We start from the raw sequence: 19,993 nt of genomic DNA, 5'->3' as shown, positions 1-19,993 counted from the left end.
GTTCGTGCTGTTCTCGCCGCGTGTGTTTCCGGAACGGAGAGTGCCAAGTGGAAAGCCTGGAAAGCCTGGACCCTGTCGTCCTCTACGAAACCTGGGGACCGCTTGTCCTCAACGCCCTGAAGGCGATCGTCGTCCTGTTCGTGGGCTGGATCATCGCCAATCTCGCCGGCCGAAGCGTCCGCAAGCGCCTTGCCAGGACACCGCAGATCGATCCGACCCTGGGCAGTTTCTTCGCCAGCCTGCTGCGCTGGGCCATCCTTCTGGTGGTGTTAATCGCCGTGCTGGGCATCTTCGGGATCCAGGCGACAAGCCTTGTCGCGGTCCTCGGGGCCGCCTCGCTGGCCATCGGTCTGGCGCTGCAGGGCACGCTCAGCGACCTGGCCGCCGGCGTGATGCTGATCCTGTTCCGTCCCTACAAGCTGGGACAATACGTGGACATCGCCGGCACCTCCGGCACGGTGCAGGATCTCAACCTCTTCGTGACCGAGCTGGTGACACCGGACAATGTCCAGATCCTCGTGCCGAACGGCAAGGTCTGGGGGCAGATCATCACCAATTTCTCCCATCACGAGACGCGGCGCTGCGACCTGGTCTTCGGGATCGACTATGACGACGATGCCGACAGGGCGATGCAGATCATCCTAGACCTTGCGAAGGCGGACGAACGGGTGATGGACACGCCGGCGCCCTGGGTGCGGGTGACGAACCTGGGCGACAGCTCGGTCGACCTGACGGCGCGGCTGTGGTGCAAGGCGGCGGATTACTGGGACCTGAAGTTCGCGATGACCAAGGGCGTGAAGGAGGCCTACGACAAGGCCGGGATCTCGATCCCCTATCCGCATGCGGTCGAGATCGTGAAACCGGCCTGACATCGCCGTGGCGGCGCCCGGGGGCTCCGCCGGTTCGCTCATGGCGGGCCGGCAGGCTCCTTGCTGCCCGCCGGCCCCTGCCTTTATCAACCTGCCCGCAGCCGCCCCTCTGCCCGGCCTTGCCCGGAGAGCGGGGAGGGCGGGCGGGAGCTCTCCGGGCAAGGCCGGCCGTGCCTACCCGCGCAGCGCGATGGCCGGAGAGATCACGTCGATCCCCAGCGCCTTGCCCACCGCGTAATGCGTCAGCTGCCCGGCATGGACATTCAGCCCCGCCAGCAGGTGCGGATCGTCCTCGCAGGCCTTGCGCCAGCCCTTGTCGGCCAGATCCAGCACGAAGGGCATCGTCGCGTTGCCAAGGCCAATGGTCGAAGTCCGGGCCACCGCGCCGGGCATGTTCGCCACGCAGTAATGCACGATCCCGTCCACCTCGTAGATCGGATCCTGGTGCGTCGTCGCCCGCGAGGTCTCGAAACAGCCGCCCTGGTCGATGGCCACGTCCACCACCGCCGCGCCCGGCTTCATGTCCTTCAGCTGCGCCCGCGTCACCAGCTTGGGCGCCGCCGCGCCGGGGATCAGCACAGCGCCGATCACCAGGTCGGCCTCGGCCACCAGCTCGGCGGTGTTGCCCGAACTCGCAAAGCGCGTCGAGAACACCCCCGCAAAGACGTCATCCAGGTAGCGCATCCGCGCCAGCGACCGGTCCAGCACCGTCACTTCGGCGCCCATTCCCGCCGCGACCCGCGCGGCATGGGTGCCCACGACGCCGCCGCCGATCACCGCCACCTTCGCCGGCCCCACGCCGGGAATGCCGCCCATCAGCACGCCGCGCCCGCCGTTGACCTTCTGCAGGCACCAGGCGCCCACCTGCGGCGCCAGCCGCCCGGCCACCTCGGACATCGGGGCCAGCAGGGGCAGCCCCCCGGCGGCATCGGTCACCGTCTCGTAGGCGATCGCCGTGCAGCCCGAGGCCAGCAGGTCCTTCGTCTGCTCCGGGTCCGGCGCCAGGTGGAGATAGGTGAACAGCACCTGCCCCTCGCGCAGCATGGCCCGCTCGACCGCCTGCGGCTCCTTGACCTTCACGATCAGCTCGGCCTCGGCAAAGACCGCCTCGGCCGTGTCGACCAGCCGCGCGCCCTGCGCCTCGTAATCCGCGTCCGGAAATCCGGCGCCCACGCCGGCGCCACGTTCGATCAGCACGTCATGGCCGCGCCCGATCGCCTCGCGCGCGGCATGCGGCGTCAGGCCCACCCGGAATTCCTGCGGCTTGATCTCCCTTGGGCATCCGATCTTCATGTCATCACCTCCCGATGCATTTGTCGGCATCCTTGCACGATCTCCGCGCAAGGCGGGTGAAATTCCCCTCGCATACCGGCGCAATCTTCGAATATTCTTCGACAAAATCCTCCACTAACAGGACATATCAGCGGCGATGAGCCTCGACACGATCGACAGACGCATCCTTTCAGTCCTTCAGCGAAAGGGGCGGATCTCCAACTCGGACCTCTCGGCGCAGGTCAATCTTTCGGCCTCCGCCTGCCATCGGCGGGTGCAGCGGCTGGAGACCGAGGGCTACATCCGCGACTACGTCGCCCTGCTGGACGCGCGCAAGCTGGGCGTGCCGACGACCGTCTTCGTCGAGATCAAGCTGCAGGGCCAGTCGGACGAGGTGCTGGACGCCTTCGAGAAGGCGGTGGGGCGGATCCCGGACGTTCTGGAATGCCACCTGATGGCCGGGACGGCGGATTACATCCTGAAGATCGTCGCCGAGGATACCGAGGATTTCGCGCGCATCCATCGCCAGCATCTCTCGCGCCTGCCCGGCGTGGTGCAGATGCAAAGCTCCTTCGCCCTGCGCACGGTGTTCAAGACCACGGCCCTGCCCGTCTGACCCCGGTCGCCCGGCGATCCGGCCCCGGCCCTCCGGGGCGCCCGGACCCCGCCCGAAGGGCGGCCTCCCCCGGCCCGCCCCGTCAGGGGCGCCTCCACCGCGCAAGGCCCGGCAGGGCCGCCCACTTCCCCTCGGCGCCCCGCGCCGCCATAGTGTGCCCACGGAGGACACGACATGACCGAAACCATCCTGATCACCGGCGGCAACGGCAATCTCGGCCGGCTGGTGGCCACGCGGCTCGAGGCGCAGGGATCGCGCGTCGTCAGCTTCGACCTGCCGGGCAGCGAAGGCGCTCACAGCGCGCCGCGCCACAAGGTCGTCACCGGCGACATCCGCGACGCCGACCTGCTGCGCGAGACGCTGGAGACCCACCGCCCCGACGCGATCATCCATCTCGCCTCGCTGCTCTCGGGCAGTTCCGAGGCGGATCCCCAATCCGCCTGGGAGATCAACGCCACCGCCTCGGTCACGCTGATGCAGCTCGCGCGCGAGCTGGCGCCGGGCCCCTTCGTCTTCTCTTCCTCCGTGGCCACCTACGGCCCCGGCCTGCCCTCGCCCCTGGCGGTGGACGCGCCGCAATGGCCGGAAACCATCTATGGCGCCACCAAGGTCGCGGTGGAGCGCATGGGCCATTACCTGCGCCGGGTGCACGGGTTCGACTTCCGCTGCCTGCGCTTTCCCATGGTGCTGTCGCCCTTCGCGCCGCCCGCCGCGCTGACCGCCTATCCCAGCCACGCCTTCCGCGCCGCGATCGAAGGCCGGCCCTTCACCTTCCCGGTGCATCCCGAAACCGGCATGTCGAACCTGTTCCTCGACGACGTGGTCGAGGGCATCGTGAAGCTGACCCGCGCCGACGGCACGCGGCTGGTGACGCCGGGCTACAACCTGCATGGCTACAGCCTGACCGCCGCCGAGATCGCCGCCTTCCTCACGGCCCGGATGCAGGGGTTCACCTGCGATTTCCGGCCCGACCCGACGGTGGTGGGTTTCGTCGGCGGCGGCCCGGACGAGATGGACAGCACGCCAGCCCGCAGCGAATGGGACTGGCGCCCGGCCTATGACTTCGAAACCAGCGCCGAGGCCCTGCTGGAGCGGCTGGCGGCGGAACACGCCTAGGTCCAGATTGTGCACGGCATAAGTCCAGCGTAGACTCGGTCCCGAACGGCGGGGCTCGGCGGGTTGAAAACCCACCCTACCCCAGCGCCGTAGGGTGGGTTTTCAACCCACCGTTTGCGCCACGGCCCCGCGGGGAAAGAGATGTCCATCTCCGTCGATACCTTCTTCCTGGCCCCCGACGCCCAGGGCACGCTGCAGGCGCAGATCCAGCAGATGGTGGCCGAGGGCATCCTTTCGGGCCGCTTCCGCAAGGGCGAAAAGCTGCCCTCGTCCCGCAGTCTCGCCCGGCACTTGGGCATCTCGCGCATCACCGTGACGCTGGCCTATACCGAGCTGCTGGCCAACGATTACCTCACCTCGAAGGGGCGCTCGGGCTATTACGTCTCGGACACCGCGCCGATCCCGCCCAGCTTCACGCCCGCGCCACGCGGGGCCGACGGGGTCGACTGGGGCGCGGCCCTTGTGCGCCACTTCTCGGGCGGGGACACGCCGCGCAAGCCGACGGAATGGCAAAGCTACCGCTACCCCTTCATCTACGGCCAGACGGATCCCGCGCTTTTCGACCATTCCAACTGGCGGCTCTGCGCCACCCGGGCGCTGGGGCAGAAGGATTTCACCGCGCTGACCACCGATTACTACGACGGCGACGACCCGCTGCTGGTCGAGTTCATTGCCCGCCACTCCCTGCCCCGGCGCGGCATCGTCGCCCGGCCCGAAGAGATCCTGATCACGCTGGGTGCCCAGAATGCCCTCTGGCTGGCCGCCCAGCTTCTGCTGACCCGCAACCGCCGCGCCGCGATCGAGGATCCCTGCTATTACGCGCAGCGCGACATCCTGGTGCAGACCGGCTGCGCGATCTCGCCGGTGCGGGTGGATGGCGACGGGCTGCCCTCCGACCGGCTGCCCGACGACACCGACGTCATCTTCACCACCCCCAGCCACCAGGCCCCCACAACCGCGACCATGCCTCTGGACCGCCGCCGCGCCCTGCTGGCCCGGGCCAGGGCGCTGAACGCGCTGATCGTCGAGGACGATTACGAATTCGAGATGGCCTTCCTACGCGCCCCCTCGCCCGCGCTGAAATCGCTCGATGAGGACGGGCGGGTGATCTATGTGGGCAGCTTCTCCAAGTCGCTCTTCCCGGGGCTGCGGCTGGGCTACATGGTGGGGTCGGAACCCTTCATCCGCGAGGCCCGCGCCCTGCGCGCCTCGGTCCTGCGGCATCCGCCCGGCCACGTGCAGCGCACGGCGGCCTATTTCCTCAGCCTTGGCCATTACGATGCCCAGATCCGGCGCATGGCCCAGGTGCTGCAGCAACGGCGCAAGGTCATGGAGACGGCAATCGCCGAACACGGGCTGACCGTGGCCGGGCGCGGGGCCTTCGGCGGCTCGGCCTTCTGGATGCAGGCGGCGCAGGATCGCGACACCGACGCCCTGGCCCGCGACCTGCGCGCAGAGGGCGTGCTGATCGAACCCGGCGCGCCCTTCTTCCACGCCGCGCACCGGCCGCAGAACTTCTACCGCCTGGCCTATTCATCGATTCCGGCCACGCGGATCCCCGAGGGTATCGCCCGGATCGCGCGCCATCTCTGACCGCGGCGCCGAGGTGCGTACGCCCTGCGCTCTCGGAACATGGCCGCCGGGCGGGGCGTTGACCTGACATGAGCAATCGAAAGGTGATCTCATGGCATTCGAACATCACTGGAAGACAGAACGCAGTTTCTGGCTCGATGGGCCCGAGGTCTGCGAAAGCCACCTGGCCGAGGCCGCCTGCATGGTGTTCCCGGCCCCTGTCGGCATCCTGACCGGGACCGCGATCAACGAATCCCTGGCCGAGGCGCCGCGCTGGTCCGAGGTCGAATTCGACGAGGAATCCGAGACCGTCTCGCAGGACACCGTGGTGCTGGCCTACCGCGCCACCGGGCAGAGCGGGGACGACGATCCGTATACCGCCTATTGCTCGACAACCTATGTCCGCGAGGGCGACGCCTGGAAGCTGTTGTCGCACCAGCAGACCCCGGTCTGACCTACGTCAGGCACGCTCCATGCACGGCCTAGCGGTCGTGCATGCCCTTGCCGGCAAGGATCTTCGGGGCCGCCTTGTCGATGCGCGCTTGTCGCGTCGCGCTCTGCTTCGCCTGCCCCACATGCAGCACCCATCCCCGCCTGCGCCCCGGCGTCAGCCTGTCCCAGGCAGCCACCAGGTCCGGATCGGCTTCCAGCCGCTCTGACAGCTCTTCCGGCAGATCGAAATCATCCGGCGGCAGGTCCACCTTCCGGCCCGCCTTCTCATTCGCGATCGACTGGGCGACGAAGTCCTCGATCTGCCTCCGCCCGGCCCCGATCTCGTCCAGGCTTGTGAACTTCATGACCCGCGCCGACCGCGAATTCTGCCCCGGCGGCACCAGAACGCCTTCCGGATCGCGCAATAGCACGCCCTTGAAAAAGCTCAGCGTGCAGGCCTCGCGAAACCCCCAGAGCGTCGCCACGTTGCCGCCCCGAAACGTGTAGCAGGGCGCCCGCCACTTCCAGCATTCCTCGAGTCCCATCTCCCTCAGGATCGCCCGCAGCGCCGACAGTTCCTCTGGCCACAGGGCCGCTTCCTCGAAAAAAGTCTCCACCCTTGGATCCATGTGCCCCATGCGTGCCCCCGCCCAAACTGGCCCTAACCCGGCGCCTCATCTGGCCCTATCCGCCACGCCGGTCAGCCCCTACCGTCGCGCCCAACCCCGCTCCGGCGGGCCGACAGACCTGTCCGACTCACACCTGCCCGAGGTTCCCGCCCATGAAGATGACCACCGAAGAGGCCTTCGTCAAAACCCTGCAGCGACATGGCATCGAACATGCCTTCGGCATCATCGGATCGGCCTTCATGCCCATTTCTGACCTGTTTCCGAAGGCCGGCATCACCTTCTGGGATTGCGCGCACGAAGGCTCGGGCGGGATGATGGCCGACGGCTACACCCGGGCGACCGGCAAGATGTCGATGATGATCGCGCAGAACGGGCCGGGCATCACCAATTTCGTCACCGCCGTCAAAACCGCCTACTGGAACCACTCGCCGCTGCTTCTGGTCACACCGCAGGCCGCGAACAAGACGCTGGGCCAGGGCGGGTTCCAGGAAGTGGAACAGATGGCGCTGTTCAAGGACATGGTCGCCTACCAGGAAGAGGTCCGCGACCCGTCGCGCGTGGCCGAGGTGCTGAACCGCGTGATCATCCAGGCCAAGCGCGCCTCGGCCCCGGCGCAGATCAACATGCCGCGCGACTTCTGGACCCAGGTGATCGACATCGAGATCCCCGAGGTGCTGGAATTCGAGCGCCCCGGCGGCGGAGAGACCGCGCTGGACGCGGCAGCCGCGCTGTTGTCGGAGGCGAAGTTCCCGGTGATCCTGAACGGCGCCGGCGTGGTGCTTGCGAATGCGATCCCCGAGTCCATGGCGCTGGCCGAGCAGCTCGATGCGCCGGTCTGCGTCGGCTACCAGCACAACGACGCCTTCCCCGGCTCGCACCCGCTGTTTGCGGGGCCGCTGGGCTACAACGGATCGAAGGCGGGGATGGAGCTGATCGCGCAGGCCGACGTGGTGCTGTGCCTTGGCACAAGGCTGAACCCGTTCTCGACCCTGCCGGGCTACGGCATGGAATACTGGCCCAAGGGCGCAAAGATCATCCAGGTCGATATCAACCCCGACCGGATCGGCCTGACCAAGCCCGTCTCGGTCGGCATCGTGGGCGACGCCAGGAAGGTGGCCGGCGCGCTGCTCAGCCGCCTGTCGGACAGCGCCGGCGACACCGGCCGCGAGGCCCGCAAGGCCGTGATCGCCGAGACGAAATCCCGCTGGGCGCAGCAGCTCTCGTCCATGGACCACGAAGAGGACGACCCCGGCACCACCTGGAACGAACGCGCCCGCGCGGACAAGCCCGAATGGATGTCCCCCCGCATGGCGTGGCGCGCGATCCAGTCGGCTCTCCCGCGTGAGGCGATCATCTCGTCGGACATCGGCAACAATTGCGCCATCGGCAACGCCTATCCGTCGTTCGAGGCGGGGCGAAAGTACCTCGCCCCGGGCCTCTTCGGGCCCTGCGGCTATGGCCTTCCGTCGATCGTCGGGGCCAAGATCGGCTGCCCGGACGTGCCGGTGGTGGGCTTTGCCGGCGATGGCGCCTTCGGCATCGCGGTGACCGAGCTGACGGCAATCGGGCGCAAGGAATGGCCCGCCATCACCATGGTGGTCTTCCGCAACTACCAGTGGGGCGCCGAGAAGCGGAACTCGACCCTCTGGTACGACGACAATTTCGTGGGAACAGAGCTGGACGACGATGTCACCTATGCCGGCATCGCCAAGGCCTGCGGCCTGCAGGGCATCGTTGCGCGCACGATGGAGGGGCTGACCGAGGCGCTGACCACCGCGATCCGCGACCAGATGGAACATGGCCGCACCACGCTGATCGAGGCGCTGATCAACCAGGAACTGGGCGAGCCCTTCCGCCGCGACGCGATGAAGAAGCCGGTGGCCGTGGCCGGGATCGACCCGGCGGACATGCGGCGCCAGGTGGTCTGACCGGCGCGCCGCCAGGGGTGGAGGGGTGAAGAATTTTCGGCGAAAATTCTTGCCCCGCGCCGCTCGAGCCGCAGATCTGAGAGAACTCCGTCCTTGCATGCGACCCGAGGGCGGAACATCATCCCCCTTGTGCCTTGCAATCCGGAACGACGGCAAATCTCCCCGATGCCCAGATGATCAAGCCCGACCTCGACACCGCGCCGCGCATATCGGACGAAATCCGCAAGACGACCTGCTACATGTGCGCCTGCCGCTGCGGCATCAACGTGCACCTGAAGGACGGCCGCGTGACCTATATCGAGGGCAATCGCGATCACCCGGTCAACCGCGGCGTGCTTTGTGCCAAGGGCAGCGCGGGTATTATGCAGCACACCGCGCCCTCGCGCCTGCGCGCGCCCATGCGCCGGGTGGGGCCGCGCGGATCGAACCGCTTCGTGGAAATCTCCTGGGACGAGGCGCTGGACCTCGCCGTCAGCTGGCTGGAGCCGATCCGCCGCGAGGCCCCCGAAAAGCTTGCCTTCTTCACCGGACGCGATCAGTCGCAATCCTTCACCTCGTTCTGGGCGCAGAATTTCGGCACGCCGAACTACGCGGCCCATGGCGGGTTCTGTTCGGTCAACATGGCGGCGGCGGGCATCTACACGATGGGCGGCGCCTTTTGGGAATTCGGCCAGCCCGACTGGGACCATACGAAGCTCTTCCTGCTTTTCGGCGTGGCCGAGGATCATGACAGCAATCCGATCAAGATCGGTCTGGGCAAGCTGAAGGCGCGCGGCGCGAAGGTCGTCGGTATCAATCCGATCCGGTCGGGCTACAACGCGGTGGCCGACGAATGGCTGGGCATCACGCCCGGCACCGACATGGCGCTGATCCTGTCGCTGGTGCACGTGCTGCTGAAGGCCGGGCGGATCGATCTCGATTATCTCGCGCGCTACACCAATGCGCCCGTGCTGCTGGATGCGGACGGCCTGCTGCTGCGCGACGGTGACGGCAAGCCGCAGGTCATCGACCGCGCGACCGGCGCGCCAGCGGCCTTCGACCAGCCCGGCGTCCGCCCCGACCTGAACGGCACGCTCGACCGCGACGGCGCCACGCTGCACACCGTGTTCCACGCGCTCGCCACCCGTTACCTCGACCCCGCCTATGCGCCCGAGGCGGTGGCCGAGACCTGCGGCATCCCCGCCCCCCGCATCCGCGCGCTGGCCGCGGAAATCGCCCGCGCCGCCTTCGACAGCCCCGTCGTCCTGCACCGCCCCTGGACCGATTTCCGCGGCGAGCGGCACGAGACGATGACCGGCCGCCCGGTCAGCTTTCACGCGATGCGCGGGATTTCGGCCCATGCCAACGGGTTCCAGACGGCGCGCGCCCTGCACATCCTGCAGATCCTTCTGGGCGCCGTCGAAACGCCCGGCGGCTTCCGCTTCAAACCGCCCTATCCCAAGCCGCCCGAGGCGCATCCCCGCCCGCACAGCATCTGCACCCCCGGCGGCGCCCTCGACGGCCCGCACCTGGGCTTTCCGCTGGGGCCGAAGGATCTTGCCCTGCGCCCCGACGGCACGCCGGCCCGGATCGACAAGGCCTTCACCTGGGACAACCCGCTCTCGGCCCATGGGCTGATGCACATGGTGATCTCCAACGCCCATGCCGGCGACCCCTACCGGATCGACACGCTGTTCCTTTACATGGCGAACATGGCGTGGAACTCGTCGATGAACACGCGCGGCGTCCTCGAAATGCTGACCGACACGGACGAGACCGGCGCCTACCGCATCCCGCGCATCATCTATTCCGACGCCTATGCGTCCGAGATGACGGCCTATGCCGACCTGATCCTGCCCGACACGACCTACCTGGAACGCCACGACTGCATCTCGCTGCTCGACCGTCCGATCTGCGAGGCCGATGCCGCCGCCGATGCCATCCGCTGGCCGGTGGTGGAACCCGACCGAAACGTGCGCGGCTTCCAGACGGTGCTGGTGCAGCTGGCCAACCGGCTGAAGCTGCCGGGCTTCACCGAGGACGGGAAACCGAAGTACCGCGATTACGCCGATTACATGGTCAACCACGAACGCCGGCCCGGCGTCGGCCCGCTGGCCGGCTGGCGCGAAGAATGTTCGGGGGTGGGTGGGAACACCGATGAAGAGCGCGTCTCTGGCGCGACGTCCGCCACGGGCGGACGCGGGTCACCGAACCCCGACCAGCTGCAGCGCTACATCGGCAACGGCGGCTTCTGGGTCTCGCATGTCCCTGAAGAGGCCAGCTATTTCAAACCCTGGAACCGCGCCTACCAGGACTGGGCCGTCTCGATGGGCTTTTACGACGCCCCGCAGCCCTACCTGTTCCAGCTGTATGTCGAGCCCATGCGCCAGTTCCAGCGCGCCGCCGAGGGCCATGGCACCCGCCAGCCGCCCGAGCATATGCGTGCGCGGCTGCGCGAGGGGATGGACCCCCTGCCCCACTGGACCCCGCCAAGGGAAGACGACTACCCGATCCACGCCCTGACCCAGCGCCCCATGGCCATGTACCATTCCTGGGGCAGCCAGAACGCCTGGCTTCGGCAGATCCACGGGCGCAACCCGCTTTACGTGCCCACCCGGCTGATGCGCGCGCATGGTCTGGCGGACGGCGACTGGGCGCATGTCACCTCGCCCCACGGGCGGATCACCGTGCCGGTGATGGAAATGGCCGCGCTGAACGACAACACCGTCTGGACCTGGAACGCCATCGGCAAGCGCAAGGGCGCCTGGGCGCTGGACCCCGACGCGCCCGAGGCGACGAAGGGCTTCCTGCTGAACCACCTGATCCACGAGCTTCTGCCGCCGAAGGGCGACGGGTTGCGCTGGTCCAATTCCGATCCGGTCACCGGCCAGGCCGCCTGGTTCGACCTGAAGGTCCGGATCGAGAAGGCCGATCCGCCCGCCGAGGCCCAGCCCGTCTTCCCGCCGATCCCGCAGCGTGGAGGTCCGTTATGATCCGCCGCGACATCACAGGACATGGCGGTACGCCCCTCGCCGTCTTCGAGGACGGACCCGAAGGCGCGCCCGAGATCCTGTTCATCCACGGCTGGTCACAGCATCACCTGAGCTGGGAGCGTCAGGCGCCGCTGGCCCGCGATTTCCGGCTGATCCTGCCCGACCTGCGCGGCCACGGCGCCTCCGGCCGGCCGGAAGGCGACGCACATTACAACCGGTCCGAGGTCTGGGCCGACGACATCGCCGCCATCGTCAAGGCCTGCTGCCGGGGCAAGCCGGTGCTCGTGGGCTGGTCCATGGGCAGCTTCGTGGCCGGCGATTACCTGGCCCGGCACGGCGACGGGCAGATCGCCGGGGTCTGCCTGATCGGGGCGCATCTGCGCATCGGCCAGGGCATGAACCCGCAGGTCGCCGCCGCACGCGCCGCCGACACGGCCGCCAGCGCGCAGGGCATGTACAGCCATGACGATGCCGAAAACCTCGCCGCCACGCTGGCCTTCGTGAAGGCCTGTTTCCACCAGCCCCCCGAACCGGACGCGCTGGCCCGCATGGTCGGCTTCAACATGCTTGTCGCGCCGGACGTCCGGCGCGCCGCGCGGCTGCGCGACGCGGATTACCACGACGCCTTCGCCGCCACCCGGGTGCCCGCGCTGGTGCTTTGGGGCGCCAGGGAACGGCTGGCGCCCGACCCCGCCGGCCGCGAGGTGGCCGAGACCCTCCAGAATGCCCGCACGCTGGTCTATCCCGATTGCGGCCACAGCCCGTTCTACGAGGCGCCCGACCGCTTCAACCGCGACCTTGCCGCCTTCGTCCGCGCGTGCCAGCAGCCGGAGGACCTCTCATGACCCGCCTGCCCGCCGAGACCCAAAAGACCCTGGGCCTGGTCATCGACCTGGATACATGTGTCGGCTGCCATGCCTGCGTGATCGCCTGCAAGGGCTGGAACGATCAGGGCTACGGCGCGCCGCTGTCGGATCAGGATGCCTATGGCACCGCACCCACCGGCACCTTCCTCAACCGCGTCCATTCCTACGAGGTGCAGCCCGACGAGGGCGCCGCGCAGCTGGTGCATTTCCCCAAATCCTGCCTGCATTGCGAAGACGCGCCCTGTGTCACCGTCTGCCCCACCGGGGCCTCTTACAAGCGGGTCGAGGACGGGATCGTTCTGGTGAACGAAGACGCCTGCATCGGCTGCGGCCTCTGCGCCTGGGCCTGTCCCTATGGCGCGCGCGAGATGGATGGCGACGCCGGTGTCATGAAGAAATGCACGCTCTGCGTCGACCGGATCTACAACGACACCCTGCCCGAGGTCGATCGCGTGCCCGCCTGCGTCCGCACCTGCCCCGCCGGTGCACGCCATTTCGGCGATCTCTCGGACCCCGAGAGCGACGTGTCGAAGCTGGTCGAGGCGCGCGGCGGCATGGATCTTGCCCCCGAACAGGGCACGAAACCGGTGAACAAGTACCTGCCCCCCCGGCCGAGGGACCGGATGGAGCAGGAAATCGACGTGCTCGCCCCCTGGCTCGCCCCCGTGGCCGAGGAGCCCACGGGCTTCCTCGCCTGGCTCGACCGCACGCTGGAGAAGCTCTGAATGCATCCCGCGCGATCGGTCATCCTGTTCACCACGCTCTCGGGGCTGGGCTTCGGCCTGCTGTTCTGGCTGGGCCTCGGCCGGCCGCCGGTGACGGGCTGGACGGCCTTTGCCTTCTTCGTGCTGGCCTACCTGCTGGCGGTGGGCGGGCTGATCGCCTCGACCTTCCACCTGGGCCATCCCGAACGCGCCCTGCGGGCCTTCACCCAGTGGCAGACAAGCTGGCTGAGCCGCGAGGCCTGGACCTCGGTCGCCGCACTTGCGGTGATGGGGATCTACGGCGCGGGACTGGTGTTCCTGGACGCGCGCTGGCCGGTGATCGGCGCGATCGGCGGGCTGCTAAGCCTGGGCACGGTGTTCGCCACCTCGATGATCTACGCCCAGCTGAAGACGGTGCCGCGCTGGCGCACCCCGCTGACGCCCGCGCTGTTCCTGGCGCTGGCGCTGGCCGGCGGGGCGTTGCTGGCCGGCCAGATCATCGCGGCGCGCTGGCTGATCGTGCTGGCCGGGACGCTGCAGATCGCGTGGTGGCTGCGCGGGGACGGGGCCTTCGCCGCGTCGGGAACCACGCTGGCGACGGCGACGGGGTTGGGCGGGATCGGCAAGGTCCGCGCCTTCGAGCCGCCGCATACCGGCACGAATTACCTGCTGAAGGAAATGGTCCACGTGATCGGGCGCAAGCACGCGCGGAAGCTGCGGGTGATCGCGATGGGGCTGGGCTTCGTCCTGCCTCTGGTTCTGCTGGTGCTGCCGTTCAGCCATGTGCTGGCGGGTGTGGCGGTGCTGTCGATGGGGGCGGGGATGATGGTCTCGCGCTGGCTGTTCTTCGCCGAGGCAGAGCATGTCGTGGGGCTGTATTACGGCAAGCGGTAGCGGGTGTCCCACGCGTGGGACACTGAGCCACCCAAGCAAAATCAAGATGTTACAGAGGCGAATTTACCATTCGTTCATCTGTCTCGGCAGCGCCCGACCTCGAAGGGCACGCCGCGCTCAGCCGCCCACCGGCAACCGTTTCTCCACCACCCGCGCCATGATCGAGGCGCCCACCGGCAAGATCGCCGGATCCAGTACATAAGCCGGGTTGTGCAGCGACACCGTCCCGCCATGCCCGACGCGGACATAGGCGCCCGGCACCGCCTGCAGCATGTCGGCGAAATCCTCGGACCCCGTCACCGGCTTCTCGGTATTGCTCACGTTCTCCGCCCCGACGATATCCGCGGCCGCGTCGATATAGGCGTCTGACAACTCCTCGTCGTTCTGCAGCACGTCGAAGACGTTGCGCAGGTCCAGCGCGATTTCGACGTCATGGGCCTTGGCGAAACCGTCGCAGATCGCCTGCATCCGGTCCCCGGCCAGCTTGTAGATGTCATCGCTGAAATAGCGGATCGTCCCGGCCAGCGTGGCCGTCTCGGGCACCACGTTATAGGCCGAGCCCGCATGCAGCTGGGTGATCGACAGCACGCAGGTTTCCTGCGGCGGGATGTTGCGCGACAGGATGGTCTGGATCTGCCCCGCCAGCGTCGCCGCGATCATCAGCGCATCCTTGGACATGTGCGGCGCGGCCGCGTGGCTGCCCCGGCCCGAGATGCGGATGTCGAAGAACGCCGCCCCGGCCATGGCCGCGCCCTTGCAGATCCCGACCTTGCCGGGCGGCGTGCCCGGCGCGTTGTGCATCCCGTAGATCTCGTCGCAGGGAAACTGCTCGAACAGCCCGTCGGCCAGCATCTGGCGCGCGCCGCCAAGACCCTCTTCCGCCGGTTGAAAGATCAGCACGGCGGTGCCGGCGAAATCCCGCGTCTGGGCCAGGTATTTCGCGGCGCCCAGCAGCATGGTGGTGTGGCCGTCATGGCCGCAGGCATGCATCACGCCGGGGGTCTTCGAGGCATAGTCCAGCCCCGTGATCTCGTCGATCGGCAGGGCGTCCATGTCGGCGCGCAGACCAACCCGGCGGTTGCCCTTCTCGCGCCCGTGAATCAGGGCCACGACCCCCGTCTTGCCCAGCCCGCGATGGATCTCGTCCACGCCGTAGGCCTTCAGCGTCTCGGCCACCACGGCGCTGGTGCGCTCCTCCTGAAAGCCCAGCTCGGGGTGGGCATGCAGATCCTTGAAGATCGCTTCCAGTTCGGGCGCGGCATCGGCGATGGGGGCGAGGACGGTCATGGCTCTCCTTTCCATGGAAAACGGGCGCCCGCATGGAACGCCCGTTCAGACCATGAGAAGGCCCGTCATCCCTGTCAACGTGTGCCCTTACAGCAGCCCGGCATGGGCCATGGCCGCGTCGATGATCGCCTTCGTTTCGTCCAGCAGACCGGTCAGCGGCAGGCGCACCTCTTCGGAACACATGCCCAGCCGCGCCATGGCGTATTTCGCGCCGACGAGCCCGGGTTCGATGAAGATCGCCTCGTGCAGGGGCATCAGCTTGTCCTGGTAGGTCAGGGCCTTGGCGTAATCGCCGGCCAGCATGGCCTCCTGGAATTCGGCGCAGAGCTTCGGCGCGACGTTCGCGGTGACGGAAATGCAGCCCGTCCCGCCATGGGCGTTGAAGCCAAGCGCCGTGGCATCCTCGCCCGAAAGCTGGATGAAATCGGGGCCGCAGGCCATGCGCTGTTCCGACACGCGGGCCAGATCGCCGGTGGCGTCCTTGACGCCGACGATGCGCGGCAGCTTCGACAGCTGCGCCATGGTGGCGGGCAGCATGTCCACGACCGAGCGGCCGGGGATGTTGTAGATGATGATCGGCAGGTCGCAGCATTCGTGCAGGGCGGTGAAATGCGCCACCAGCCCGCGCTGCGTCGGCTTGTTGTAATAGGGCGTCACCACCAGGGCGCCATCCGCCCCGACCGAGGCGGCGTGCTGCAGGAATCGTTCGGCCTCGACCGTGTTGTTCGATCCGGCGCCGGCGACAACCGGGATGCGACCCGCGGCGGCCTTGACAACCTGGGCCACGACCTCTTCATGTTCGTCATGGGTCAGTGTCGGGCTCTCGCCCGTGGTGCCGACCGGAACAAGCCCGTGGGAGCCCTGGTCGACGTGCCAGTCCACGAGTTTCTTGAGCGCGTCGAAGTCCACTGCACCGTTGGTGAACGGGGTGACAAGGGCCGGCATGGAACCTTTGAACATGGGCGCGCTCCTGGGTTTGCGGCAGGCTCTCCCGGATCTGCCGCGTTTGTGAGTTGTACGTGCCGATACACGCAATACCCTTGGATGCTCAAGCCCTGCATGGTCCGAAAATGATTGCCCAGATCCGTACCGTTTCGTTGCTGCTGGTCCTGGCCCTGGCGCCGGCCCTGATCCCGGCGCTGGCGCGCCCCGCCGACGCCGGCCTGGCCGAGGCGATGGACGCCGTCCGCCGGCAGGATTTCGAAGCCGCCTTCGAGGCGGCCGGCGCCCCGGCCTCGGTCGCGCATGACGTGGTCGAATGGCACTGGCTGCGCGCCGGGCGCGGCGATGCGGCGACGGTGCTGGCCTTCCTGGAGCGCAACGGCGACTGGCCCGGCATCCCCTGGCTGCGCGAGAAATCCGAGGGCGCCTTTGTCACCGCCAGCTTTTCCGACGTGCTGTCGATGTTCGACGAGGTCGAACCGCAAACCCCCGACGGCGTGCTGGCCTATGTCAACGCGCTGCGCGCCGCCGGCCGGGGCGGCGAGGCCGATGCCACGCTGGTGCTGGGTTGGCGCACCATGGCGATGGGGGCCACGCAGCAATCCGCCTTCCTTGCCGCCGGCGGCGATCTGCTGCCGCCGCACAATGTCGCCCGGCTGGACCGGCTGCTGTGGGACGGGCACCGGCTGAGCGCGCGGCGGATGCTGACCTCGGTCGATGACGGCACCCGCGCGCTGGCGCTGGCCCGGCTGGCGCTGCAGGAACAGGCCGCGGGCGTCGACACGCTGATCGAACGGGTGCCCGAGGATCTGGCCGACGACCCGGGCCTGGCCTACGACCGGTTCGAATGGCGCGCCCGCAAGGGCCGGACCGACGACGCGCTCGAGCTGATGATCGAACGCTCCACCTCGGCCCAGTCGCTGGGCCAGCCCGAAAGCTGGGCCGGCCGGCGCCGCGGCTATGCCCGCCAGCTGATGCGCGCGGGCGAGCATCAGCGCGCCTACGAGGTGGCGATGCGCCACGGGCTGGTGGACGGGTCGGATTTCGCCGATCTCGAATGGCTGTCGGGCTACCTCGCGCTGACCTTCCTGGACCAGCCGGAAACCGCCCTGCTGCATTTCCTGCGGCTGGACGAGGCGGTGCAGTCGCCGATCTCCAAGGGCCGCGCCAAGTACTGGACGGGCCGCGCGCTGGACGCGCTCGGCGATACCGAGGTGGCGCAGATCGCCTATCGCGAGGGCGGGGAATACCAAAGCTCGTTCTACGGGCTGCTGGCCGCCGAACGCGCCGGGCTGCCCTTCGATCCCTCGATGGCCAACCCGCCCGAGCTGGCTCCCTGGCAGGAGGCCGAGTTCACGAAATCCACCGTGTTCCGCGCCGCCGTGGAACTGTGGGAGGCCGAGGAATACGTGCTGGCCGAAAGGTTCTTCACCCACCTGACCGAAAGCCTCACGCCGGAGGATGCCGCGCGGCTGGGGCAGATGGCGCTGGATCTCGACGATCCGCATCTGTCGGTGATGATCTCGAAACGCGCGGCGCAGGACGGGGTGATCCTGGCGGGCTATTACTACCCGCTGCACCCGGTCGCCGACGAAGACCTGCCGATGGCGCAGGAGATGGTCCTGTCGATCGCGCGGCGCGAGAGCGAATTCGACCCCGGCGTGATCAGCGGCGCCGGCGCGCTGGGGTTCATGCAGGTGATGCCCGCCACCGGGCAGCTGGTGGCCGACGATCTGGGCATCCGCGCCTCGCACAGCTCGTCCCGCATGCTGGAAGACTGGCGCTACAACGCCAAGCTGGGCGCCAATTACCTGGCCACGCTGGCGGCGCAGCTGGGCGGCAACGTGTCGATGATGGCCGCGGGCTACAACGCCGGGCCGGGTCGCCCGCTGCGCTGGATGGAGGACTACGGCGACCCGCGCGGCCGCAACGCCGAGATCGACATCGTCGACTGGATCGAGATGATCCCCTTCAACGAGACCCGCAACTACATCATGCGCGTCACCGAAAGCCTGCCGGTCTACCGCGCGCGGCTGGGCAAGGAGCCTCTGCCGATCCCCTTCAGCGAGGAATTGCGCGGCGCCACCCTGCGCGCCTACGCGCCCTGAGGCCGCACCGCGGCAGGGCGCTCGGGTCCGGCATGACGGCCCCGCGCCCGCGCATCGCGCGCCGGCCGTTGCGGCCCGCGCCTAAGCCGCCCGCTTCGCCCGTTCGCGCCACAGGGTGAACAGCCCCGCCGCGACGATCAGCGCCGCGCCGGTGGCCACGCTGGGCCGCAGCACCTCGGCAAAGAGCGTCATCCCGAGGATCGACGCCCAGACAAAGTGGAAATAGGCAAAGGGCTGCACCGCGCTGGCCTCGGCCACCTCGTAGCACTTGATCAGCAGCCAGTGGCCCAGCGCCCCGGTCACGCAGAGGCAGGCCATCCAGCCGTAATCGGGCAGGGTCATCGGCTCCCAGTGCCAGATGCCCACGGCGGTCATGAACACCGCGCCCACCGCGCCCGTCCAGAAGAAGCTGGTCGCCGTGGTGTCGCGCCGCGCCGCATAGCGCGTCAGCAGCGAATACAGCGCGAACATCAGCGCCGCCGCCAGCGGGATCGCCGCCGCGATGTCAAAGACACCGCCCGAGGGCTTTAGGATGAACATCACGCCGATGAACCCCACGCCGATCGCGCTCCACCGCCGCCAGCCCACGCTTTCGCCCAGCACCGGGCCCGACAAGGCCGCGACCAGCAGCGGGTAACAGATGAACACCGCCTGGCTTTCGATCAGGCCCAGCAGGGTGAAGCCGTAGACCGCGACACAGACCTCGGCCGCCAGCAGCAGACCGCGCAGCGCCTGCACGACCGGCTGCGAGGTCTTCACCGCGCGGCGCAGCCCGCCCTTCGCCCGCGCGGCGATGGCGATCACGAAGGCGGCGAAGAACCAGTAGCGGATCATCACCACCATCAGGGTATTGTATTCCGCCGCCAGGTGCCGCGACATGCCGTCCTGCAGCGCGAAGACGATGGTCGAGCCGATCATCAGCCCGATGCCAAGGCCCACGGTGTTCCGCTGCGGCACGGGCGCGGCGGGAACGGCGGGGCTGGCCTGGTGCGGCACCGGCGCCACCGGGGCGTCGCCTGCGGTCAGGGGCCCGGGGCCGTGGCCCGCATCCTTGTCGGTGGTCGTCATCGCAGCACGCCCGTGGTCATGTGGCGCTTGCGGCCATAGCCGGGTTGCCGGGTGATGTCGAACCCCGCCGCGTCGAGCGTCCGACGCACGTGGCCGGCGGCCGTGTAGGTGGCCAGCGTGCCGCCCGGCGCGGTATGGCGCGCGACCTCGGCCATCAGCGCGGGTTCCCACAGCTCGGGATTGCGGGCCGGGGCGAAGCCGTCGAGAAACCAGGCATCCGCCTGCCCCTCCCACTCCGGCAGCGCTGTGCGCGCGTCGCCCAGGCGCAGATCCAGCGTGGCGCCGCCGATCGCGGCCGGAAAGCGCCCATCCGCCCAGGCCTCGGCCAGCAGGTCCCGCCCCGGCAGGTCGGCAAAGGCCTCAAGCGCGCGCGCCATGTCGGCGGCGGCCATCGGGAAAGCCTCGAAACTGGTGTAATGCAGCGTGCCGGGGGATCCGGCCGCGACCCAGGCCTGCAACGTCACGAGAAAGTTCAGCCCGGTGCCGAACCCCAGCTCGGCCACCCGGAAGGCGCCGCCGAACCGCGCGGGCAGGCCATTGCCGCCAAGGAAGGTGTGGCGCGTTTCCTCCACCCCGTCCTGGATCGAATAATACGGGTCGTCGAACCGGTCCGAGACCGGAACCCGATCGTCCCGCCACGAGACCTGTGCCTGCTGGTGCTGCATGCCACCCTCTCTTATGGTCGCGGCGAGAGGCCCGCGCCGGGCGACACTGAAGA

Annotated in this window: 17 protein-coding genes; 11 read left to right on the top strand and 6 right to left on the bottom strand. The window is 68.5% G+C overall.

What is annotated here, in order from left to right; genetic code table 11:
* Positions 1-47 precede the first annotated feature (47 nt).
* Positions 48-869 carry a mechanosensitive ion channel family protein gene (locus ATO3_RS07815; RefSeq protein ID WP_233152064.1) on the top strand — a complete coding sequence of 274 codons (822 nt, stop codon included), beginning with the start codon at positions 48-50 and terminating at the stop codon, positions 867-869.
* A 174-nt stretch (positions 870-1,043) separates the two neighbouring features.
* Here ATO3_RS07815 and ald read toward each other — a convergent pair whose 3' ends face one another.
* Complete coding sequence (gene ald / locus ATO3_RS07810; protein ID WP_088649258.1) at positions 1,044-2,162, bottom strand: alanine dehydrogenase; 1,119 nt, start codon at positions 2,160-2,162, stop codon at positions 1,044-1,046.
* Between the two features lie 136 nt (positions 2,163-2,298).
* On the opposite strand from ald, the gene ATO3_RS07805 reads away from it, so the two are divergent.
* The 4 genes from ATO3_RS07805 (at position 2,299) to ATO3_RS07790 (ending at position 5,899) form a co-directional block, all read left to right on the top strand.
* Positions 2,299-2,757, top strand: coding sequence for an Lrp/AsnC family transcriptional regulator (locus ATO3_RS07805; protein ID WP_088649257.1), 459 nt, complete (start codon positions 2,299-2,301; stop codon positions 2,755-2,757).
* 174 nt (positions 2,758-2,931) lie between these two features.
* Positions 2,932-3,873, top strand: coding sequence for an NAD-dependent epimerase/dehydratase family protein (locus ATO3_RS07800; protein ID WP_088649256.1), 942 nt, complete (start codon positions 2,932-2,934; stop codon positions 3,871-3,873).
* 141 nt (positions 3,874-4,014) lie between these two features.
* Positions 4,015-5,466, top strand: coding sequence for a MocR-like pyridoxine biosynthesis transcription factor PdxR (gene pdxR / locus ATO3_RS07795; RefSeq protein WP_088649255.1), 1,452 nt, complete (start codon positions 4,015-4,017; stop codon positions 5,464-5,466).
* A gap of 91 nt (positions 5,467-5,557) precedes the next feature.
* A complete protein-coding gene (locus ATO3_RS07790) occupies positions 5,558-5,899 on the top strand; it encodes a DUF4440 domain-containing protein (protein WP_088649254.1) in 342 nt (113 codons plus the stop codon).
* Positions 5,900-5,927: 28 nt separating this feature from the next.
* On the opposite strand, the gene ATO3_RS07785 is transcribed toward ATO3_RS07790, so the two are convergent.
* Positions 5,928-6,494: a YdeI/OmpD-associated family protein gene (locus ATO3_RS07785; RefSeq protein ID WP_233152063.1), complete on the bottom strand. Its 567-nt coding sequence runs from the start codon at positions 6,492-6,494 to the stop codon at positions 5,928-5,930.
* Between the two features lie 164 nt (positions 6,495-6,658).
* On the opposite strand from ATO3_RS07785, the gene xsc reads away from it, so the two are divergent.
* The 5 genes from xsc to ATO3_RS07760 all read left to right on the top strand — a co-directional run bounded on the left by xsc (position 6,659) and on the right by ATO3_RS07760 (position 13,870).
* A complete protein-coding gene (gene xsc / locus ATO3_RS07780) occupies positions 6,659-8,434 on the top strand; it encodes a sulfoacetaldehyde acetyltransferase (protein ID WP_088649252.1) in 1,776 nt (591 codons plus the stop codon).
* Positions 8,435-8,607: 173 nt separating this feature from the next.
* Positions 8,608-11,406 (top strand): molybdopterin oxidoreductase family protein, encoded by a 2,799-nt coding sequence (locus ATO3_RS07775; protein WP_088649251.1) that lies wholly within the window; start codon positions 8,608-8,610, stop codon positions 11,404-11,406.
* Entirely contained in the window at positions 11,403-12,251 is an 849-nt protein-coding gene (locus ATO3_RS07770; RefSeq protein WP_088649250.1) for an alpha/beta fold hydrolase, read from the top strand. Before ATO3_RS07775 ends, ATO3_RS07770 begins: the two co-directional genes overlap by 4 nt.
* A complete protein-coding gene (locus ATO3_RS07765; RefSeq protein ID WP_088649249.1) occupies positions 12,248-12,997 on the top strand; it encodes a 4Fe-4S dicluster domain-containing protein in 750 nt (249 codons plus the stop codon). The genes ATO3_RS07770 and ATO3_RS07765 overlap by 4 nt, the downstream gene beginning before the upstream one ends.
* Positions 12,998-13,870, top strand: a complete 873-nt coding sequence (locus tag ATO3_RS07760) for a dimethyl sulfoxide reductase anchor subunit family protein (protein WP_088649248.1) — start codon at positions 12,998-13,000, stop codon at positions 13,868-13,870.
* A 117-nt stretch (positions 13,871-13,987) separates the two neighbouring features.
* On the opposite strand, the gene ATO3_RS07755 is transcribed toward ATO3_RS07760, so the two are convergent.
* Together ATO3_RS07755 and dapA are read right to left on the bottom strand one after the other, a co-directional pair.
* Complete coding sequence (locus ATO3_RS07755) at positions 13,988-15,157, bottom strand: M20 aminoacylase family protein (RefSeq protein WP_088649247.1); 1,170 nt, start codon at positions 15,155-15,157, stop codon at positions 13,988-13,990.
* Between the two features lie 87 nt (positions 15,158-15,244).
* A complete protein-coding gene (gene dapA / locus ATO3_RS07750; protein ID WP_088649246.1) occupies positions 15,245-16,117 on the bottom strand; it encodes a 4-hydroxy-tetrahydrodipicolinate synthase in 873 nt (290 codons plus the stop codon).
* 110 nt (positions 16,118-16,227) lie between these two features.
* Here dapA and ATO3_RS07745 point away from each other — a divergent pair, with 110 nt between their 5' ends.
* Complete coding sequence (locus ATO3_RS07745; protein ID WP_088649245.1) at positions 16,228-18,207, top strand: lytic transglycosylase domain-containing protein; 1,980 nt, start codon at positions 16,228-16,230, stop codon at positions 18,205-18,207.
* An 81-nt stretch (positions 18,208-18,288) separates the two neighbouring features.
* On the opposite strand, the gene ATO3_RS07740 is transcribed toward ATO3_RS07745, so the two are convergent.
* Complete coding sequence (locus ATO3_RS07740; protein WP_269845404.1) at positions 18,289-19,164, bottom strand: DMT family transporter; 876 nt, start codon at positions 19,162-19,164, stop codon at positions 18,289-18,291.
* 107 nt (positions 19,165-19,271) lie between these two features.
* Positions 19,272-19,940: a tRNA (5-methylaminomethyl-2-thiouridine)(34)-methyltransferase MnmD gene (gene mnmD / locus ATO3_RS07735; RefSeq protein ID WP_088649243.1), complete on the bottom strand. Its 669-nt coding sequence runs from the start codon at positions 19,938-19,940 to the stop codon at positions 19,272-19,274.
* Between the last annotated feature and the right edge of the window lie 53 nt (positions 19,941-19,993).

The sequence above is a fragment of the Marinibacterium profundimaris genome, assembly GCF_002210095.1.
GTDB classification, from domain to species: domain Bacteria; phylum Pseudomonadota; class Alphaproteobacteria; order Rhodobacterales; family Rhodobacteraceae; genus Marinibacterium; species Marinibacterium profundimaris.
This window is presented reverse-complemented; position numbering and strand designations above follow the sequence as displayed.

Coding starts and splice junctions, on each gene's coding strand:
- ald (WP_088649258.1), bottom strand. CDS start 2,162: ATGAAGATCGGATGCCCAAGGGAGATCAAGCCGCAGGAATTCCGGGTG.
- ATO3_RS07805 (WP_088649257.1), top strand. CDS start 2,299: ATGAGCCTCGACACGATCGACAGACGCATCCTTTCAGTCCTTCAGCGA.
- ATO3_RS07800 (WP_088649256.1), top strand. CDS start 2,932: ATGACCGAAACCATCCTGATCACCGGCGGCAACGGCAATCTCGGCCGG.
- pdxR (WP_088649255.1), top strand. CDS start 4,015: ATGTCCATCTCCGTCGATACCTTCTTCCTGGCCCCCGACGCCCAGGGC.
- ATO3_RS07790 (WP_088649254.1), top strand. CDS start 5,558: ATGGCATTCGAACATCACTGGAAGACAGAACGCAGTTTCTGGCTCGAT.
- xsc (WP_088649252.1), top strand. CDS start 6,659: ATGAAGATGACCACCGAAGAGGCCTTCGTCAAAACCCTGCAGCGACAT.
- ATO3_RS07775 (WP_088649251.1), top strand. CDS start 8,608: ATGATCAAGCCCGACCTCGACACCGCGCCGCGCATATCGGACGAAATC.
- ATO3_RS07770 (WP_088649250.1), top strand. CDS start 11,403: ATGATCCGCCGCGACATCACAGGACATGGCGGTACGCCCCTCGCCGTC.
- ATO3_RS07765 (WP_088649249.1), top strand. CDS start 12,248: ATGACCCGCCTGCCCGCCGAGACCCAAAAGACCCTGGGCCTGGTCATC.
- ATO3_RS07760 (WP_088649248.1), top strand. CDS start 12,998: ATGCATCCCGCGCGATCGGTCATCCTGTTCACCACGCTCTCGGGGCTG.
- ATO3_RS07755 (WP_088649247.1), bottom strand. CDS start 15,157: ATGACCGTCCTCGCCCCCATCGCCGATGCCGCGCCCGAACTGGAAGCG.
- dapA (WP_088649246.1), bottom strand. CDS start 16,117: ATGTTCAAAGGTTCCATGCCGGCCCTTGTCACCCCGTTCACCAACGGT.
- ATO3_RS07745 (WP_088649245.1), top strand. CDS start 16,228: ATGATTGCCCAGATCCGTACCGTTTCGTTGCTGCTGGTCCTGGCCCTG.
- mnmD (WP_088649243.1), bottom strand. CDS start 19,940: ATGCAGCACCAGCAGGCACAGGTCTCGTGGCGGGACGATCGGGTTCCG.